The sequence below is a fragment of the Flagellimonas oceani genome, from assembly GCF_011068285.1.
In the GTDB taxonomy this organism is placed as follows: Bacteria; Bacteroidota; Bacteroidia; order Flavobacteriales; family Flavobacteriaceae; genus Flagellimonas; species Flagellimonas oceani.
Genome location: NZ_CP049616.1, coordinates 3,968,236 through 3,985,180 on the forward strand (window position 1 = coordinate 3,968,236; position 16,945 = coordinate 3,985,180).

At 46.9% G+C, this 16,945-nt stretch carries 13 protein-coding genes; 9 read left to right on the top strand and 4 right to left on the bottom strand.

Annotation, left to right across the window (positions count from 1 at the left end):
- Nucleotides 1-2 precede the first annotated feature (2 nt).
- From GVT53_RS17965 to GVT53_RS17985, 5 genes are all read left to right on the top strand, one after another.
- Entirely contained in the window at nt 3-1,229 is a 1,227-nt protein-coding gene (locus tag GVT53_RS17965) for an aminotransferase class V-fold PLP-dependent enzyme (RefSeq protein WP_240905075.1), read from the top strand.
- A 72-nt stretch (nt 1,230-1,301) separates the two neighbouring features.
- Nucleotides 1,302-1,724, top strand: a complete 423-nt coding sequence (locus GVT53_RS17970; RefSeq protein WP_166249862.1) for a SufE family protein — start codon at nt 1,302-1,304, stop codon at nt 1,722-1,724.
- A 6-nt stretch (nt 1,725-1,730) separates the two neighbouring features.
- Nucleotides 1,731-2,060 carry an iron-sulfur cluster assembly protein gene (locus GVT53_RS17975; protein WP_100816841.1) on the top strand — a complete coding sequence of 110 codons (330 nt, stop codon included), beginning with the start codon at nt 1,731-1,733 and terminating at the stop codon, nt 2,058-2,060.
- Between the two features lie 14 nt (nt 2,061-2,074).
- Nucleotides 2,075-2,308: a TIGR03643 family protein gene (locus tag GVT53_RS17980; RefSeq protein ID WP_166249863.1), complete on the top strand. Its 234-nt coding sequence runs from the start codon at nt 2,075-2,077 to the stop codon at nt 2,306-2,308.
- 30 nt (nt 2,309-2,338) lie between these two features.
- The gene (locus tag GVT53_RS17985) at nt 2,339-2,848 is read left to right on the top strand and encodes a DUF2480 family protein (protein ID WP_166249864.1); all 510 of its coding nucleotides are present in this window, start codon (nt 2,339-2,341) and stop codon (nt 2,846-2,848) included.
- Nucleotides 2,849-4,035: 1,187 nt separating this feature from the next.
- On the opposite strand, the gene GVT53_RS17990 is transcribed toward GVT53_RS17985, so the two are convergent.
- The 3 genes from GVT53_RS17990 to GVT53_RS18000 form a co-directional block, all read right to left on the bottom strand.
- Nucleotides 4,036-5,784 (bottom strand): Ig-like domain-containing protein, encoded by a 1,749-nt coding sequence (locus tag GVT53_RS17990; protein ID WP_166249865.1) that lies wholly within the window; start codon nt 5,782-5,784, stop codon nt 4,036-4,038.
- A 574-nt stretch (nt 5,785-6,358) separates the two neighbouring features.
- Nucleotides 6,359-6,586 (bottom strand): hypothetical protein, encoded by a 228-nt coding sequence (locus tag GVT53_RS17995; protein WP_166249866.1) that lies wholly within the window; start codon nt 6,584-6,586, stop codon nt 6,359-6,361.
- Between the two features lie 32 nt (nt 6,587-6,618).
- Nucleotides 6,619-8,103: an IPT/TIG domain-containing protein gene (locus GVT53_RS18000; RefSeq protein ID WP_166249867.1), complete on the bottom strand. Its 1,485-nt coding sequence runs from the start codon at nt 8,101-8,103 to the stop codon at nt 6,619-6,621.
- Between the two features lie 550 nt (nt 8,104-8,653).
- On the opposite strand from GVT53_RS18000, the gene GVT53_RS18005 reads away from it, so the two are divergent.
- Entirely contained in the window at nt 8,654-9,586 is a 933-nt protein-coding gene (locus GVT53_RS18005; protein ID WP_166249868.1) for a DUF3078 domain-containing protein, read from the top strand.
- A 253-nt stretch (nt 9,587-9,839) separates the two neighbouring features.
- On the opposite strand, the gene hflX is transcribed toward GVT53_RS18005, so the two are convergent.
- A complete protein-coding gene (hflX, locus tag GVT53_RS18010) occupies nt 9,840-11,051 on the bottom strand; it encodes a GTPase HflX (RefSeq protein ID WP_166249869.1) in 1,212 nt (403 codons plus the stop codon).
- Between the two features lie 91 nt (nt 11,052-11,142).
- On the opposite strand from hflX, the gene GVT53_RS18015 reads away from it, so the two are divergent.
- The 3 genes from GVT53_RS18015 (at nt 11,143) to GVT53_RS18025 (ending at nt 16,820) form a co-directional block, all read left to right on the top strand.
- Nucleotides 11,143-12,093, top strand: coding sequence for an endonuclease/exonuclease/phosphatase family protein (locus GVT53_RS18015; RefSeq protein ID WP_166249870.1), 951 nt, complete (start codon nt 11,143-11,145; stop codon nt 12,091-12,093).
- A 151-nt stretch (nt 12,094-12,244) separates the two neighbouring features.
- Nucleotides 12,245-14,440: a S8 family serine peptidase gene (locus GVT53_RS18020; RefSeq protein WP_166249871.1), complete on the top strand. Its 2,196-nt coding sequence runs from the start codon at nt 12,245-12,247 to the stop codon at nt 14,438-14,440.
- A gap of 643 nt (nt 14,441-15,083) precedes the next feature.
- Nucleotides 15,084-16,820: an Ig-like domain-containing protein gene (locus tag GVT53_RS18025; protein ID WP_166249872.1), complete on the top strand. Its 1,737-nt coding sequence runs from the start codon at nt 15,084-15,086 to the stop codon at nt 16,818-16,820.
- The last annotated feature ends 125 nt before the right edge of the window (nt 16,821-16,945 follow it).

Sequence of the window (16,945 nt, forward strand, 5' to 3'; positions counted from 1 at the left end):
CAATGATAGAGACCACTTTGGACATACCGGCCATTCGAAAGGATTTTCCCATCCTCCAAAGAGAGGTCAATGGGCAGCCTTTGGTGTATTTGGACAATGCAGCAACATCGCAGACACCACAGCAGGTAATTGATGCCATTGTTGATTATTACCAAAGGTACAATGCCAACATCCACCGTGGGGTACATACCTTGTCCCAAGAAGCGACCGATGCTTACGAAGCAGCACGCCAAAAAATCCAAAAGCACTTTAACATAGCCCATCCCTACGAGGTTATTTTAACTTCAGGAACCACGGACAGCATCAATTTGGTTGCCAATGGATTCACTTCATTTTTGAAAGAAGGCGATGAGATTTTGGTATCGGCGATGGAGCACCATTCCAATATTGTGCCATGGCAAATGCTTTGCGAACGCACTGGGGCAGTGCTCAAAGTCATTCCAATGAGTCTGGAGGGCGAGCTGATTATGGATGAGTATCATAATTTGTTGTCAAACAAGACAAAACTGGTCTTCTGTAACCACGTGTCAAATGCCTTGGGAACCATCAATCCAATAAAGGATATCATCGATGCTGCCCACAAAGTGGGAGCCTCGGTTTTGGTGGACGGTGCACAGGCAGCAGCGCACATTAAAGCTGATTTGCAGGCCTTGGATGTTGACTTTTATACCGTTTCCGCCCATAAAATGTGCGGACCTACCGGAGTCGGGATATTGTACGGCAAAGAGGAATGGCTCAAAAAATTACCACCATATCAAGGAGGTGGGGAAATGATCGCTGAGGTGACCTTTGAAAAAACCACCTATGCCGACCTGCCCCATAAATTTGAAGCGGGTACGCCCAACATTTGTGGAGGTATTGCCTTTGGTGCCGCTTTGGATTATATGAACAGCATCGGTTTTGAGGCCATTGACCAGTACGAAGATGAACTTTTGAATTACGCCACGGAACAACTGCTTACCATTGATGGGTTAAAGATCTACGGAACCGCAGCGCACAAAACTTCGGTGATTTCCTTTAACATTGAAGGAATCCATCCCTACGACATTGGGACCATTGTTGACAAGTTGGGCATTGCCGTAAGAACGGGGCACCACTGCGCCCAACCCATTATGGATTTTTACAAGATTCCCGGTACGGTAAGGGCCAGTTTTAGCTTTTACAACACCAAGGATGAAGTGGACAAGTTGGTGGAAGGTGTTAGGCGTGCAAGGAACATGTTGCTGTAGCCAAACCGTTATCATTATCATAAAGACTTGAATGGCAGCCCGCCGAGTTGTACTTTTGAACAAAACCACAGCATGACCATAAAAGAGATACAGGAAGAAATTATAGATGAGTTCTCCATGTTCGACGACTGGATGCAGCGTTACGAATACATGATCGAGCTCGGAAAATCACTTCCTTTGATAGAGGAACAATACAAAACGGATGACAACCTGATCAAAGGTTGCCAAAGCAAAGTTTGGGTGCATGCCGAACTGGATGGGGACAAGTTGGTTTTCACGGCGGATAGCGATGCCATCATCACAAAAGGCATCATTGCCATTTTGGTAAGGGCGTTCAGCAATCAAAAGCCCCAAGATATCATTGATGCGGACACCCAATATATCGATGAGATCGGTCTTAAGGAACATTTGTCGCCAACGCGCGCGAACGGATTGGTAAGTATGATCAAGCAATTGAAATTGTATGCCGTTGCCTATCAAACACAGTTAAAATAACTTAGAATGAGCGAAGAAACTACCATAGATACACAAGAACTGGGCGAGAAAATCGTAAAGGTGCTCAAGACCATTTACGACCCGGAAATTCCTGTGGATATTTACGAACTGGGCTTGATATACGATGTGTTCGTGAACGAAGAATACGAAGTAAAGATCCTGATGACCCTAACATCGCCCAACTGCCCGGTGGCCGAAACCCTGCCAGTGGAAGTAGAGGAGAAGGTAAAGTCCATTGACGTTTTGAAGGATGTGGAGGTGGAAATCACGTTTGACCCGCCTTGGACCCAAGAGCTGATGAGCGAAGAGGCCAAATTGGAACTGGGATTGCTTTAAAATACCCATATAGAATGACCACAAGACAAATCGATAGAATTATTGAAATGGCTTGGGAGGATAGAACTCCATTCGAGGCCATTGAATACCAGTTCGGCCTAAAAGAGAACGATGTTCGCGAAGTGATGCGGAACAGTCTTAAACGGTCTTCTTTTGAGTTGTGGAGAAAACGGGTAAAAGGAAGAAAGACCAAGCATCAAAAAACATCATCGGCGCAAAGATTTAGGTCCCGGAATCAAAAATTGTAAAGGATCCACGCCTTCGCAGGAATGACAACTATGGATAAAGAAATAATAAACAGAGTAGCCCAGAGCAAGTTGATTACCTTCAACCTGGAGGACTATTATCCAAAAGGGGAACGAAGGGTGCTGGACATTAAGGATTGGTTGTACGAAGGCTTTATTTTACGTGAAAAAGAGTTCCGTGCCCACATAGATGCGCACGACTGGTCGGCCTACCAAGATGCTTACGTGGCCTTACAATGTTCTTCGGATGCGATTATCCCGGGTTGGGCCTTTATGTTGATAGCTTCCAAATTGCAGCCCTACGCTAAAAAGGTGGTGCAAGGAAGTTTGGAAAATTTAGAAACGGCACTTTACCAATCCATTTTGGAAAAGCTGGATGTCAGCGACTTGGCGGACAAACCCGTGATCATAAAGGGGTGTTCCAACAAACCTGTTCCAGAAAATGCGTACCTCATGGCCGTGGCCAAGATACAAGAAGTGGCGAAAAGCGTGATGTACGGCGAAGCCTGTTCCTCTGTGCCCTTGTTCAAAAGAAAGAAGTAGTTTTTAGTAGTCAGTAGTCAGTAGTCAGTAGTCAGTAGTCAGTAGTCAGAGGATGGTCGCTGAGCGTAGTCGAAGCGATATTGGTTTCTTGAGATACTTCGATTTGCCCAGTAAGACAGTTCGGTCGCTCAGCGCCCGCCTGCAGGACGCAGAGGAAGCTGAAACCATATGGCCCATCATCGATAATTACCTTGGAAAGTCCATTTGTTCTTTTATGTGCAGAATGCCTTAAAACCTTGATTTAGCTTAAAAAAGCTCAATTTTCTCGATTTTTTGTGGCAAGTTCCCGTTCAACCGCACACAAAAACAGAGTGACTGTTCTGTTATGATCCTTATCGATAAATGGGCAACTTCAACGTATGGTATTGCTCATTACTCATGGGTAATTGTTAACCAAACCCACACGAATTCCACGAATTATCACGAACTTTTTAAAAAGTAGTCAGAGGGCGGAAGTCGGAAGTCCGAAGCTCGGTCGCTGAGCGTAGCCGAAGCAACATGATGCCAAATCGGAAGTCAGAGGTCGGAGGTCGTAAGTCAGACGTCAGAAGTCTGAAGTCAGAAATCAGTGCGCAGTACGCAGTATTGAGTATTGAGAAAATGGTCGCTGAGCGTAGTCGAAGAGACATGATGCCAAATCTGAAGTCTTGGTTCTTGAATCTTTGCTCTTTCATCCTTCGTCCTTTGTCCATCGTCCTTGCTCTTGTGTCTTGGCTCTTGATTCCTCCCAACCCGCCCATTGTTCATTGTAAACTGTTCATTGAACTGACACGAATTCCACGAATTAACACAAACTCTCGATGAAGAAGTCGGAAGTCAGAAATCAGTACGCAGTATTGAGTAATGAGAAAATGGTCGCTGAGCGTAGTCGAAGCGACGTGATGCCAAATCGGAGGTCGGAGGTCGTAAGTCAGACGTCAGAAGTCGTAAGTCAGAAATCAGTACGCAGTATTGAGTATTGAGTAATGAGAAAATGGTCGCTGAGCGTAGCCGAAGCGACATGATGCCAAATCGGAAGTCTTGGTTCTTTTGTCCTTCGTCCATCGTCCATTGTCCTTTGTCTTGCGTCTTGGTTCTTGAATCTTTGCTCTTTCATCCTTCATCCTTCGTCCAATATCCCCCCAAAAGAAAAGCCCCCCGCTTGTACGGAAGGCCTTCTTAACCTATTTAAATTAAAGAAAATAAATTTACTTTACGAAAATGGAAAAACCTTGCTCTGATGCGGTCGCATCAATTTCAAATAATTCATCATTGATCCAATATTTGGGATAATAACCACCTTGCCCATAAAATGATCCCGCAGAATAAACAACCCCATTGAGAACAAATATTGATGTAACAAATGTTTCGCTTTCAGAGGAAAGATCATAAAGCAAACCACCATTTTTATATATCTGTGAATCACCATTGAACCATAGGGAAGTGTAAATATCCTCATTTTCAACAAAAATATCTGTCGCATAAGATGGCGCCGCTCCGGAGACTTTATCGCCATTTACCCAAACAGTGGCCTTATGGTTGGGATAGTTTCCTTCGCTACCAACCACATATACCGTTCCATCGCTTACAAAAACCGATTTTGCTTCTGATTCTGTTTGCGAAAGATAGGTTACCTCGCCATCCACCCATTGTTTAGCTCTTAATCCATCATCAATATAATCGGAACCTACCACATATACTTTGTTGTCCTCTATAAAAATAGAATTGATTGTGACCTCCTCATTTTCCGTGGGTAACAGTTCCAATACACCATTTTTCCAAATTGCCCCTTTTGTACCATTATCGGTCGTACCCGCCACATATACCGTTCCATCACTTACAAATATGGATTCCGCTTTGGCGGGAGCGCTAAGTGTAGTGGGCACCCCGTTCTTCCATACCTTGGCCGTGACGGTGGATATCTGGTTCAAGCTTTTTTCCCATCCGGCCACATATACATCATCACCATCCACAAAAATATCGTTGGCATAGCTGTTACTGCTTATCCCGTCCGAAAGCTCATAAAGCACTTCCCCGTTCTTCCATACCTTGGCTACGGTAATATCGTTTTCATTGATCTCACTCCCAGCAATATATATGTTAGGGTTCACCACAATGGCAGAAGAGGCCGAGGCATTGTCCACGGTAACGGTAATGGTGGCCTGTCCCGCTCCAACTGCGGTAACCTTGCCCTCCTGGTCCACGGTGGCCACATCGGTGTTGTCCGAGCTCCAAACGGCCGTGCTCGTTTGCTCCACATCGGCCTCCAGTGCAAATATGGAGAGTTCCCCGGTATCGCCGGTAAACAGTTCCAAGCCTTCCTTGTCCAGTTCCAGTTTGGTCACCGGTCCGTCCACTACGCTTACGGTACAGGTGGCGGTGGTTTCGCCCACATTGGCGGTAATGGTGGCCTCCCCGATTTTCAGGGGCGTGACCAGCCCGTCCGCGTCCACGGTGGCCACGGTCTCGTCGCTGCTGCTCCACGCCACGGTGTTCTCCCCTATATCGGTGGTGACCTCCAACATGGCGGTATAGGCAGGGTAAGGGTACAGGGTAAGGGCACCCTCGTTCAGGGCGATGCTCAACGGTGCATCCTCTTCGGTAACGGTAAAGGTGCCGGTGCTGGTGACGGTCTCCCCGCCCACGGTAACGGTTATCTTGGAGCTTGTGGCGCCTGTCGGTACCTCTACCATGAGCTTGGTGGTGGTGGCGCTGCTCACGCTGGCGGTCACATCGCCGAACTTCACGGTGTTGTTGGCGGGGGTATCGTCAAAATTGGTGCCGTTTATGGTCACTTCCGTGCCCACGGCCCCGGAGGGGGGCGTAAAGCTGGTTATGGTGGGGGAGGTCTCCTCTGGTTTCGGGGCCGGGGTGTCCGGCCCATCGTCCTTTCCACAGGAGAGCACGAACAGGCATACGGACAGGGCCAGTGCGGCCCATCTATTGAATTTTTTCATAATAATCGTTTTTAAAGTTGTCGATTCCAACAAAGTAAGGGCAAACGGGTGTGTTTCAGGGGTGCCAATTGACGGATGCCCCGTTTGAATTGACGGATGGGGGTTTTGGGAGAAGATTGTTGGGTTTTTGGAGGGTCGGAAGTCGGAAGTCGGAGGTCGGAGGTCGGAGGTCAGAAATCAGTACGCAGTACGCAGTATCGAGTAATGGGAAAATGGTCGCTGAGCGGAGTCGAAGCGACATGATGCCAAATCGGAGGTCGGAGGTCGGAGGTAAGAAATCAGTACGCAGTACGCAGTATCGAGTAATGGGAAAATGGTCGCTGAGCGTAGTCGAAGCGACATGATGCCAAATTGGAGGTCGGAAGTCGGAGGTCAGAAGTCAGAAGTCAGAAGCTCGGTCGCTGAGCGTAGTCGAAGCGACATGATGCCAAATCGGATATCTTGGTTCTTTTGTCCTTCACCCTTCATCCTTCATCCTTTGTCCTTCGTCTTGGCTCTTGATTCCACCCAACCCGCCCATTGTTCATTGTTCATTGTAAACCGTTCATTGAACCGACACGAATTCCACGAATTATCACGAACTCTGGATGAAGATTTCAGAAGTCAGAAGCTCGGCCGCTGAGCGTAGTCGAAGCGACATGATGCCAAATCGGAAGTCTTGGTTCTTGAATCTTTGCTCTTTCATCCTTCGTCCATCGTCCATCGTCCATCTTCCTTCGTCTTTTGTCCTTCGTCTTTCGTCCTTTGTCCTTCCTCCAATATCCACCCAAAAGAAAAGCCCCACTAAAGTGGAGCCCTTCATGCTCAATTATAACCAAAAAAAATATAAAAAAGTTACTCGACTACAATAGAGAATGACTTGGCATCTTGTGAGCCGTCCGTAATGGTCATTTCCTCATCATTCTTCCATAATTTTACCTCATTGTTGCTGCCGTTGTAGGCAAATCCCGATGTATACACATTACCGATGTTGGTATAAACTGCATTGGCTTCGGTATAATTTCCGCCATCGGCATACTGGTGCAATACTTCACCATTTTTCCATATTATTGGCGCAATGCCATCATTTCCTGCCACATATACATCATCGCCATCAACAAAAACGGAACGGGCATATCCATTATTGGTTCCATTGGTAAGTTCCTTGGAAAGTACTTCGTTCACCCAGATTTGAGCTACGAACGTACCTACTTTGATCTCGGTGCCCACAGTATGTACATCGGTGCCGTCCCAAAATAGGGAGTAAGCCTCTGCTGGGTTGCTACCATCTGAAAGATCATGTAGTACCTGAAAGTTCTTCCATACTTTGGCAATGTTTAGCTCCCCGTTATTTTCATGTCCGGCAACGTAGATATCGACACCATCAACAAAAATTGACTTGCCATAGGCATTGGTTTCCCCGTTTGTAATGTATTTTAAAAGGTTGCCATTTTTCCAAACCTTTGCTACAAAAAAACCATCTATATTTTCCTCGCCTACGGCGTAAATATCGGACCCTTCAACATATATTCCATTGGCCCGTGCGCCATTGGCACCATTGGTGAGCTTGTAGAGCTCTTCCCCGTTCTTCCACACCATAGCGGTATTGCCGTCGAATCCGGCAGCGTAGATATCCGCCCCAACAACAAAAACGGAGTTTACTTGGGAGTTGTCGGCAGTTGTGCTGAGCGCGGTTTGCGTACCGTTTTTCCAAAGGGTGGCAACATTGTTGGTTCCATTGCTCTCGTACCCTCCAATATAGACATTGGGTACAATGGTGACTTCTGCATTTACGGATTGGCTCCCTACTGTGGCCGTAATAGTGGCATTTCCAGCTCCTACGGCGGTTACTTTGCCATTGGCATCTACCATGGCCACTGCCGGATCACTGGAACTCCAGTTTACGGTCGCTCCCCCATTTCCGCTGGCAACAAGGGTTTCGTCTTCCAAGGTATAAAGTTCCAAAGCCGATTTGTTCAAGGCCAGATCGGGAGTTTCCGCCTCTACGGTGAACACATCTGTACTTTCTGCTGTATCGCCATTGGCGACCACGGATATTTTCCCTGTTTTAGCCCCTACGGGTACTTCTACCTCAATTTTGGTGGTAGTTGCACTGGTTATTTCCGCGGTAACGGTTCCAAACTTGACCGTGTTGTTGATTTCTGTACTTCCAAAGTTTTTACCGTTGATGGTCACAATGGTGCCAACCGTACCGGAAAGCGGGGTAAAATTGGTAATGGAGGGAGCTGGAATCGGTGCAGGTGCATCGTCCTTGCTACAGCCCAGGGCAACCATTAAAATTGATAAAACAAGCGAGGCTTGCAACAATACTCTTTTCATAACATTTTATTTTATGGGATTATTAATTTTCGCAAAGGAAAGTCAAAATCGCCATGCGTATAGGCACCAATTGACGTATGCCCCTTTTGAATTGACGGATGGGGGTTTGGAGTGGATTGATGTGTTTTTGGAGGGTTGGATTGAGGGGGTCAGAGGTCAGAGGCCGGAAGTCGGAAGCTCGGTCGCTGAGCGGAGTCGAAGCGACGTGATGCCAAATCGGAAGTCTTGGTTCTTGAATCTCTGCTCTTTCGCCCTTTGTCCATCGTCCTTTGTCTTTCGTCTTGACTCTTGATTCCACCTAATCCACCTATTGTTCATTGAACCAACACGAATTCCACGAATTATCACGAACTCTGGATGAAGATTTCAGAAGTCAGAAGTCGGAAGCTCGGTCGCTGAGCGTAGTCGAAGCGACATGATGCCAAATCTGAAGTATTGGTTCTTGAATCCACCAGACCCTATCACATTGTTTATTGCTTATTCTCCATTGTTGAAGGATAAAGCGGTGACATTTCTTACTTTTACGGTTCTAAACAGAAAACTCCATACTATGAAAAAATCACTTTTTATTGCTATGTCCTTTTTTGTTGTTTCAATGGCCTCGGCCCAGACAGAAGAGGAACTCAAAGCACAGATTGCCCCAAAAAAGGACTCCATTGCAGCCATACAATCTCGTGTAAATGCTTTACAGGCACAACTGGATGCACTACCGGGCTGGAAGATCGGTGCTTTCGGGACCATCGGTGGAAGCCTGTCCCAGTTCAACAATTGGTTTGCGCAAGGTATTCCCAACAACTCATCCGGTAATATCGGATTTACCGTAAATGCTTTTGCCAATCTTCAAGAAGAAAAATTCTTTTGGAGGAACGCGGCCAATGTAAACCTCGCTTGGGTAAAACTGGATGATAAGGACGACCCAACGGACGATGATAGCTTCCGCCAAGCCACAGATGTATTCAATATTTCATCCTTATATGGTAGAAAATTGAGCGAAAAATTCGCCATTTCGGCCCTTGCAGAATACAGGACCACTATTTTGAGCAACTTTAACGACCCCGGTTATCTGGACCTTGGTGTGGGTGCCACGTGGACCCCGATTCCGGATTTGGTGGTGGTGATGCATCCGCTCAACTACAACTTTGTATTTAGCAGCGAGGATAATATTTTCGAATCTTCCATGGGTGCCAAGATCGTGGCGGATTATACCAAACAAATAGGTGCCGTGAGCTTTAAAAGTAACCTATCCCTGTTCCAAAGTTATAAGAGCAGCGACCTGAGCAACTGGACCTGGACCAACTCCTTCAGCTATAAACTATGGAAAATGATCGGAGTAGGGTTCGATTTTGGTTTGAGGAACAACAAACAAGAGACGCTCAACTATATCGTGAACAATGCTCCGACTCCAAACCCGGATGCCACATTCGATACGATTGACAACGAATTGCAGACCTACTGGACCTTAGGGCTCAGCTATAAGTTCTGATTTAAATATGAAGCATAAAAAAAGCCACCGAAACGGTGGCTTTTTTGTGGGGTGAAAAATGTTTTCTATGTTTTTAAGACCATGGTCTAAGTAGGTTAAGATCGATGAAGATCTGCGTTCGACACTAAAATGACTTAAAAACAATGTGAAAGTAGGCCAAGGGTAGTAATTGCCTAAACTTTTGTTGTGAACTGGCCCAAAATTGTTGTGAAATAAAAAATAAGTGGTTGTTCGTCGAGGAAGTTTGCCCGGATCAATACTCGTCCAAATGTTCCGGGTACAAAAAGTTATTGTACGGGAACCGGGTTACATGGATATCGCGTACCGCATCGTAGACCCGTTTTCTAAACTCGTCCATGTTTTCCTTGTTCAGCGCAGAGATAAAAAGCGCTTTGTCCCCAATTTTATTGAACCACGTTTTTTTCCATTCCTCCAAAGTAAAGTGGGCCGAAGTGCGTTCCGTCACCAGATCATCCTCATCTATTTCCTCCGGACGGTACTGGTCGATTTTATTGAACACCATAATACAGGGCTTGTCCGAACTTTCGATTTCGTCCAAAATTTGGTTGACCGAGTCAATGTGCTCTTCAAAATTTGGGTGGGAAATATCCACCACATGCAGCAAAAGGTCGGCTTCCCTTACCTCGTCCAAAGTACTTTTGAAGCTTTCCACCAATTGTGTGGGCAACTTTCTGATGAATCCTACCGTATCGCTCAACAAAAAGGGCAAGTTGCCCAGTACCACTTTTCTTACCGTGGTATCCAGTGTGGCGAAGAGCTTGTTTTCGGCAAAAACATCACTTTTACTGATCACGTTCATTAAAGTGGACTTCCCTACGTTGGTGTACCCTACCAAAGCCACCCTTACCAAAGAACCGCGGTTGCCCCGCTGCGTCTCCATTTGGCGGTCAATTTTGGCAAGTTTCTTTTTGAGAAGGGCAATCCGGTCGCGAACAATACGTCTATCCGTTTCAATTTCGGTTTCACCCGGTCCACGCATTCCAATACCACCCCGCTGACGCTCCAAGTGTGTCCAAAGGCCGGTCAATCTGGGCAATAAATATTCATATTGCGCCAGCTCCACCTGCGTACGGGCATAGCTTGTTTTGGCACGTTGCGCAAAAATGTCGAGAATAAGGCTGGTCCTGTCCAAAACCTTGCACTTCAACAACTTTTCTATATTGTTCTGTTGTGCCGGGGATAGCTCATCATCAAAAATAACGGAGCCTATCTCGTTTTCCTTTACAAATTGGCGCACCTCTTCCATTTTACCGCTACCGATATAGGTCTTTGGATTGGGCACATCTATGCGTTGTATAAACCTTTTTTCGACCTCCCCACCAGCGGTATAGGTCAAAAATTCAAGTTCATCCAAGTATTCCTTTACCTTGTCCTCATCTTGGTACTGGTTCAATACACCGATCAGTACCGCCTTTTCATATTCTATTGATTTCTTTTCTAGCATCAAATGGGTTTAGAATGCAAATTTACACAATGTTTTGGAAGCTATTTTTGTACTTTGTCCCTTCTATTCGTCAACCCTTATACTTTTTTCATTGCAAAAACAGGAAAACAGATATACCATAGCATTCTACAACCTCGAAAATTTCTTTGATACCATCGACGACCCTTATCTGTTGGATGATGATTTTACACCCAACGGCTTTAAACGGTGGAACAAATCCAAATTTTGGAACAAAACCAATAAGATTTCACGTACCATTTCCAGCATAGGATTGGAGGAGAGCCATCACCCGCCCGTTTTGGTGGGATTGGCCGAAGTGGAGAACAAACGGGTGATAAAAACGTTGTTGAAGGCCAAACAGTTACGGCATATCGACTACGATTTTGTGCATTTTGATTCGCCCGATGAACGTGGGATTGATACGGCGTTGATCTATCATAAAAAGCACTTTGGGGTAATAAGTGCCGAGACTATTCCATTGATGGTGCAGAACACCAATGGGGAGCGCGACCTTACCCGGGATATTTTGTACTTGCACGGCAAGTTGCACCAAGAAGAGGTCCATATTTTTGTAAACCATTGGCCATCCCGAAGGGAGGGAGCCGATATTACCAGCTACAAACGTGTAAAAGCGGCCAAGACCATCCTTGAAAAGATCGAACAGATCGCAGGGGTCGATCCCAACATCATTGTGATGGGCGATTTTAACGACGGGCCCAATTCCCAAAGCATAAAAGCGCTCATGGGTACGGGCCGATTCATCAACCCAATGAAAAAATTGTTATCGCCCGTTACCGGGAGCGCCAATTATAAAAGAACGTGGAGTTTGTTTGACCAAATTTTGCTTTCCCACAGTTTTTTGAACTACGAGGTAGGCACCCACAGTTTTGTGAAGGCCAACATATTTGCCCCCCGTTTTTTAAAGGAATGGAAGGGGCGTTACAAAGGAAACCCCTTTAGAACCTATGCCGGAAATAAATATTTGGGCGGGTATAGCGACCATTTTCCGGTGTACGTGCTCTTGGATGAGCACAAAACATAAAAGTAGGAATAGGCCCACACCACATAAAAGTTAATTTTCACAACAGAAATCGATAAACAGCTATGTATTTCATCGAATAAAGTAGGAATTTTATCGATGAATCCTACATATAAAATTATATTCGTAGTCCAAATCTTACCTTAACTTAACTATGGATTACGGATTTCCTTTAGGGGCCAAGGGAGTGATCTTCACCATTTTACTTTCGCTTGTAAGCGGAGCCTCTATGCTTGCACAATCTGATACTGCCAAAAAACAGATTCGTTCTTCTTACGATCAAGGCAAAATGTCCTCTTTGATTTCCGAAATGGAAATAGAGCATCAGTCCAAACTTAAAAAAATAGGCGAGTTGATAAAATCCAAAGGCGCCAATGCCATGGAGAACAAAACAAACGGTGCGCAAATCGCATTAAAGGACATTGGTACCGATGGAACACCCCTATACTACACCACGCTTAACGACCCAGCATCCAAAACCTCGAGGGCTTACACCCTTTACGATAAGGGCCTATTGAACTTGGGACTTACCGGCACCCGAATGGAAGTGGGCGTATGGGATTCCGGGGTTGCGCTAACATCGCATCAAGAATTTGACAACCGTGCCAAAAATGCCGACAATGCAGTCGAGGTAAGCCTGCATGCCACTTTGGTCACAGGTAACTTGATTTCCGCTGGTGTGGAACCCAATGCCAAAGGTGTTGCCTATGGCGCACAAGCATTGACCCACGATTGGAGCAGGGACAAAATCGAAGTTGCCGAAGCGGCCGCCAACGGCATGCTGTTGAGCAACCATTCCTACGGAATCTTGTCGGACAGGGTGCCGGATTGGTATTTTGGTGCTTACATTAAAGTTACACAGGACTGGGACAAGATCATGTACAACGCCCCATATTATTTAATGGTGACCGCTGCAGGAAATGCCCAAAAATCCAATGATAACGAATCCCCGTTCTACGGTAAAACAGCAGATGGATTTGATCTACTGTTGGGCTTTGCCACCACCAAGAATGGATTGACCATTGCTGGTGCCAATACGGAAATAGGCGGCAATGGCGAACTTATAAAAGCTTCGGTTGCAGGATACAGCAGTTTTGGGCCTATTGACGATGGGCGCATAAAACCCGACCTTGCAGGTGATGGCGGGAATATCCTCTCCACCAGCTCCGCTACCAATAGCAGTTATCAAGTTTCGGCAGGGACCTCTATGGCGGCGCCCGGGGTTACGGGGTCATTGTTATTGTTGCAGCAATACCACGAAGAGCTTTTTGGCAACTATATGAAAGCGTCGACCTTAAAGGGACTTGCGCTTCATACTGCCGACGATGTAGATGCAAAGGGACCCGACTACAAAATGGGCTGGGGAATAATAAATGCCAAATCTGCGGCACAAGTACTTCAAAATAAAGATTATACCACCATGGTTAACGAAGAAACATTGACCGAAGGAGAAACGTACTCCATTACCGTAATGGCCATGGAGAATGAACCGTTGATGGCTTCCATTTCGTGGACCGACCCGGAATCCGAAACCATAAACCGCGGAGACCTGAACAGTACCACGGCCGCCTTGGTGAACGATCTGGATATTAGGATAACCAAGGACGGTGAAACCTATTTGCCTTGGAAGCTGAACCCGGCCAAGGCCACAGATGCCGCCACCAAAGGTGACAACAAAGTTGACCCGTTTGAGCGTGTTGAGGTGGACAATGCAAAAGGCACCTACACCATTACAATCTCACATAAGGGGAGCTTGAAGAACGGTTTTCAGGATTTCTCGTTGATCGTTTCCGGTGCACAGGTATCCAACTGTTCCATTGAGACCCCTTCGGATATGGCCTTGGAAAATTTGACGGGCGGGAGTGCTACCATTTCTTGGAGCGAAGCCAATGAAACCCTGTTCGAGATCCAGTACAAAAGTATTGATGCCGATAATTGGACCAACGAACTGATATGGGAAAACAACTTTGAACTTACCACTTTGGAAGAAGGGAAAATGTACGAGGCCCGTGTACGTGCCATTTGTACCGAAAACGCCGTTTCCGAATTTTCGGAGACCATGGAGTTTGAATTTAACGGCGAGAACACCGTTTTGATTGAAAACACACCCATGTTTGTTCCCCAAGAATTGAACATTTCCATATTCCCGAACCCAGCCGTGGATTATTTGAACGTGGAAGCAGAATTGTCCAAAGATGCCGAGTTCTCCATTGTCACCACTTCTGGCAACGTGATCAAAAAAGGCAAGACCGAAGGTTCCATCAACGTTTCCTCGCTATCCGCTGGATTGTATGTTTTGGTGGTCCAGGATTATGCAGGGATTAAAAGCACCAAGTTTTACAAGAACTAGCACGAAGCACGAAGGAAGATGGACGAAGGGTGAAGGACAAAGGACAAAAGAACCAAGACTTCCGACTTCCGACCTCTGATTTGGCACCATGTCGCTTCGACTACGCTCAGCGACCGAGCTTCCAACTTCCGACTTCCGACTTCTGACTTCTGACCTCCGATTTGGCACCACGTCGCTTCGACTCCGCTCAGCGACCATTTTCTCAATACTCAATACTGCTTACTGCGTACTGACTTCTGACTTCCGATTTGGCATCATGTCGCTTCGACTCCGCTCAGCGACCGAGCTTCCGACCTCCGACTTCCGACTTCTGACTTCTGACCTCCGATTTGGCACCATGTCGCTTCGACTCCGCTCAGCGACCGAGCTTCTGACTTCCGACCTCCGATTTGGCATCACGTCGCTTCGACTCCGCTCAGCGACCGAGCTTCCGACTTCCGACTTCTGACTTCTGACTTCCGACCTCCGACCTCTGATAGCTGAGCCCACCCCGTTTTCCCACTTCTCAATACTAAAATTCCACCTCTCCTGAACCCAAAACCCCCATCCGTCAATTCAAACGGGGCATCCGTCAATTGGCACCCCTGAAACACACCCGTTTGCCCTTACTTTGTTGGAATTAGTAACTTTAAATGTAATTGTAATGAAAAAATTCAGTACATGGGCCGCACTGGCCCTGTCCGTATGTCTGTTCGTGCTCTCCTGTGGCAAGGACGATGGGCCGGACACCCCCAAGACCGGGGACGCCCCCACCATAACCAGCTTTACGCCCACCTCCGGGGCCGTGGGCACGGAAGTGACCATAAACGGCACCAATTTTGACGATACCTCCGCCAACAACACCGTAAAGTTCGGCGATGTGGCCGCCAGCGTGAGCAGCGCCACCGCCACCAAGCTCATGGTAGAGGTGCCAACAGGCGCCACAAGCTCCAAGATAACCGTTACCGTGGACGGTGAGATCGCCACCAGCACCGGCACCTTTACCGTTACCGAAGAGGATGCACCGTTGAGCATCGCCCTGAACGAGGATGCCCTTACCCTGTACCCTTACCCTGCCTATACCGCCATGTTGGAGGTCACCACCGCTATCGGGGAGGACACCGTGGCGTGGAGCAGCAGCGACGAGACCGTGGCCACCGTGGACGCGGACGGGCTGGTCACGCCCCTGAAAATCGGGGAAACGACCATTACCGCCAATGTGGGCGGAACCACCGCCACCTGTACCGTAAGCGTAGTGGACGGACCGGTGACCAAACTGGAACTGGACAAGGAAGGCTTGGAACTGTTTACCGGCGATACCGGGGAACTCTCCATATTTGCACTGGAGGCCGATGTGGAGCAAACAAGCGCCCCCGTTTGGAGCTCGGACAACACCGATGTGGCCACCGTGGGCCAGGAGGGCAACGTTACCGCCGTTGGAGCGGGACAGGCCACCATTACCGTTACCGTGGACAATGCAAGCGCGACCTCTACCATTGTGGTACAGCCGAACGTTTATGTGGCAGGGCGGGATAACAACCAACCTGTTTTGTGGATAAACGGGGAAAAGACCGTCCTCTCCGAAGAAAACGGTTATGCAAGATCTGTTTATGTGGACGGGGACGATGTATATGTGGCCGGCCAATTGAACAAACACCCTGCCCTATGGAAGAACGGGGAGGTGACCCTGCTTGCGGAGAACTCGGAAGCTGTAGAAAACGAGGCCACTTCTGTTTATGTTGACAATGGCGTGGTCTATGTTGCGGGCCAGGAAAGGAGAAATAGTAGTTTTGCACCTTTATTATGGGTGGATGGTACAGAGCAGGTTCTTCCTTTTTTAGAGGGCGGTATAATTGACCCACAAGACGGATTACTAGGATCTGTTTATGTGAAAGAAGGCAAAATTTATGTGGCAGGAACGCAAACCACTGGTTTTGCACAGGCTTACGCCGCAACACTTTGGGAAAACGGGCTGCAGGTGCCATTGGAGGACGTATCTTTTGAGTTTAATGTTGTTAGTTATGCATATTCAGTTTTTGTAGACGACAATAGCGATGTTTTTGTAGCAGGAAAGGGACAGGATGAAGGTGCTGTTTATTGGAAAAATGGAGCTAAGAATGTATTAAGTGGTGTACTTAGCAGCAGAGCCAAATCTGTATATGTAAGTAATGGAAATGTTTATTGTTCAGGATTTTTGAACGCTAAGCCCGCACTGTGGACCAACAACCAAGTAGAATTTCTTTCCGATGATGGTGGAAGTGCAGAAGAAGTTTTTGTAGATAACGATGTTGTATATGTAGCAGGAGAAGTGTCAGATTTTGCCACCTTGTGGATAGACGGCGAACCTATGGAACTGCCCTCAGAAGCCTCTTCTTATGCCCATTCCGTATTTGTAAAATAGGATAGTATTTATTTTAATGGTTAATTATTGAAAGGCCTTCCGTGCAAGCGGGGGGCTTTTCTTTTTTGGTAGATATTGGATAAAGGACGAAAAACAAAGGACAAAGGGTGAAGGACAAAAGAACC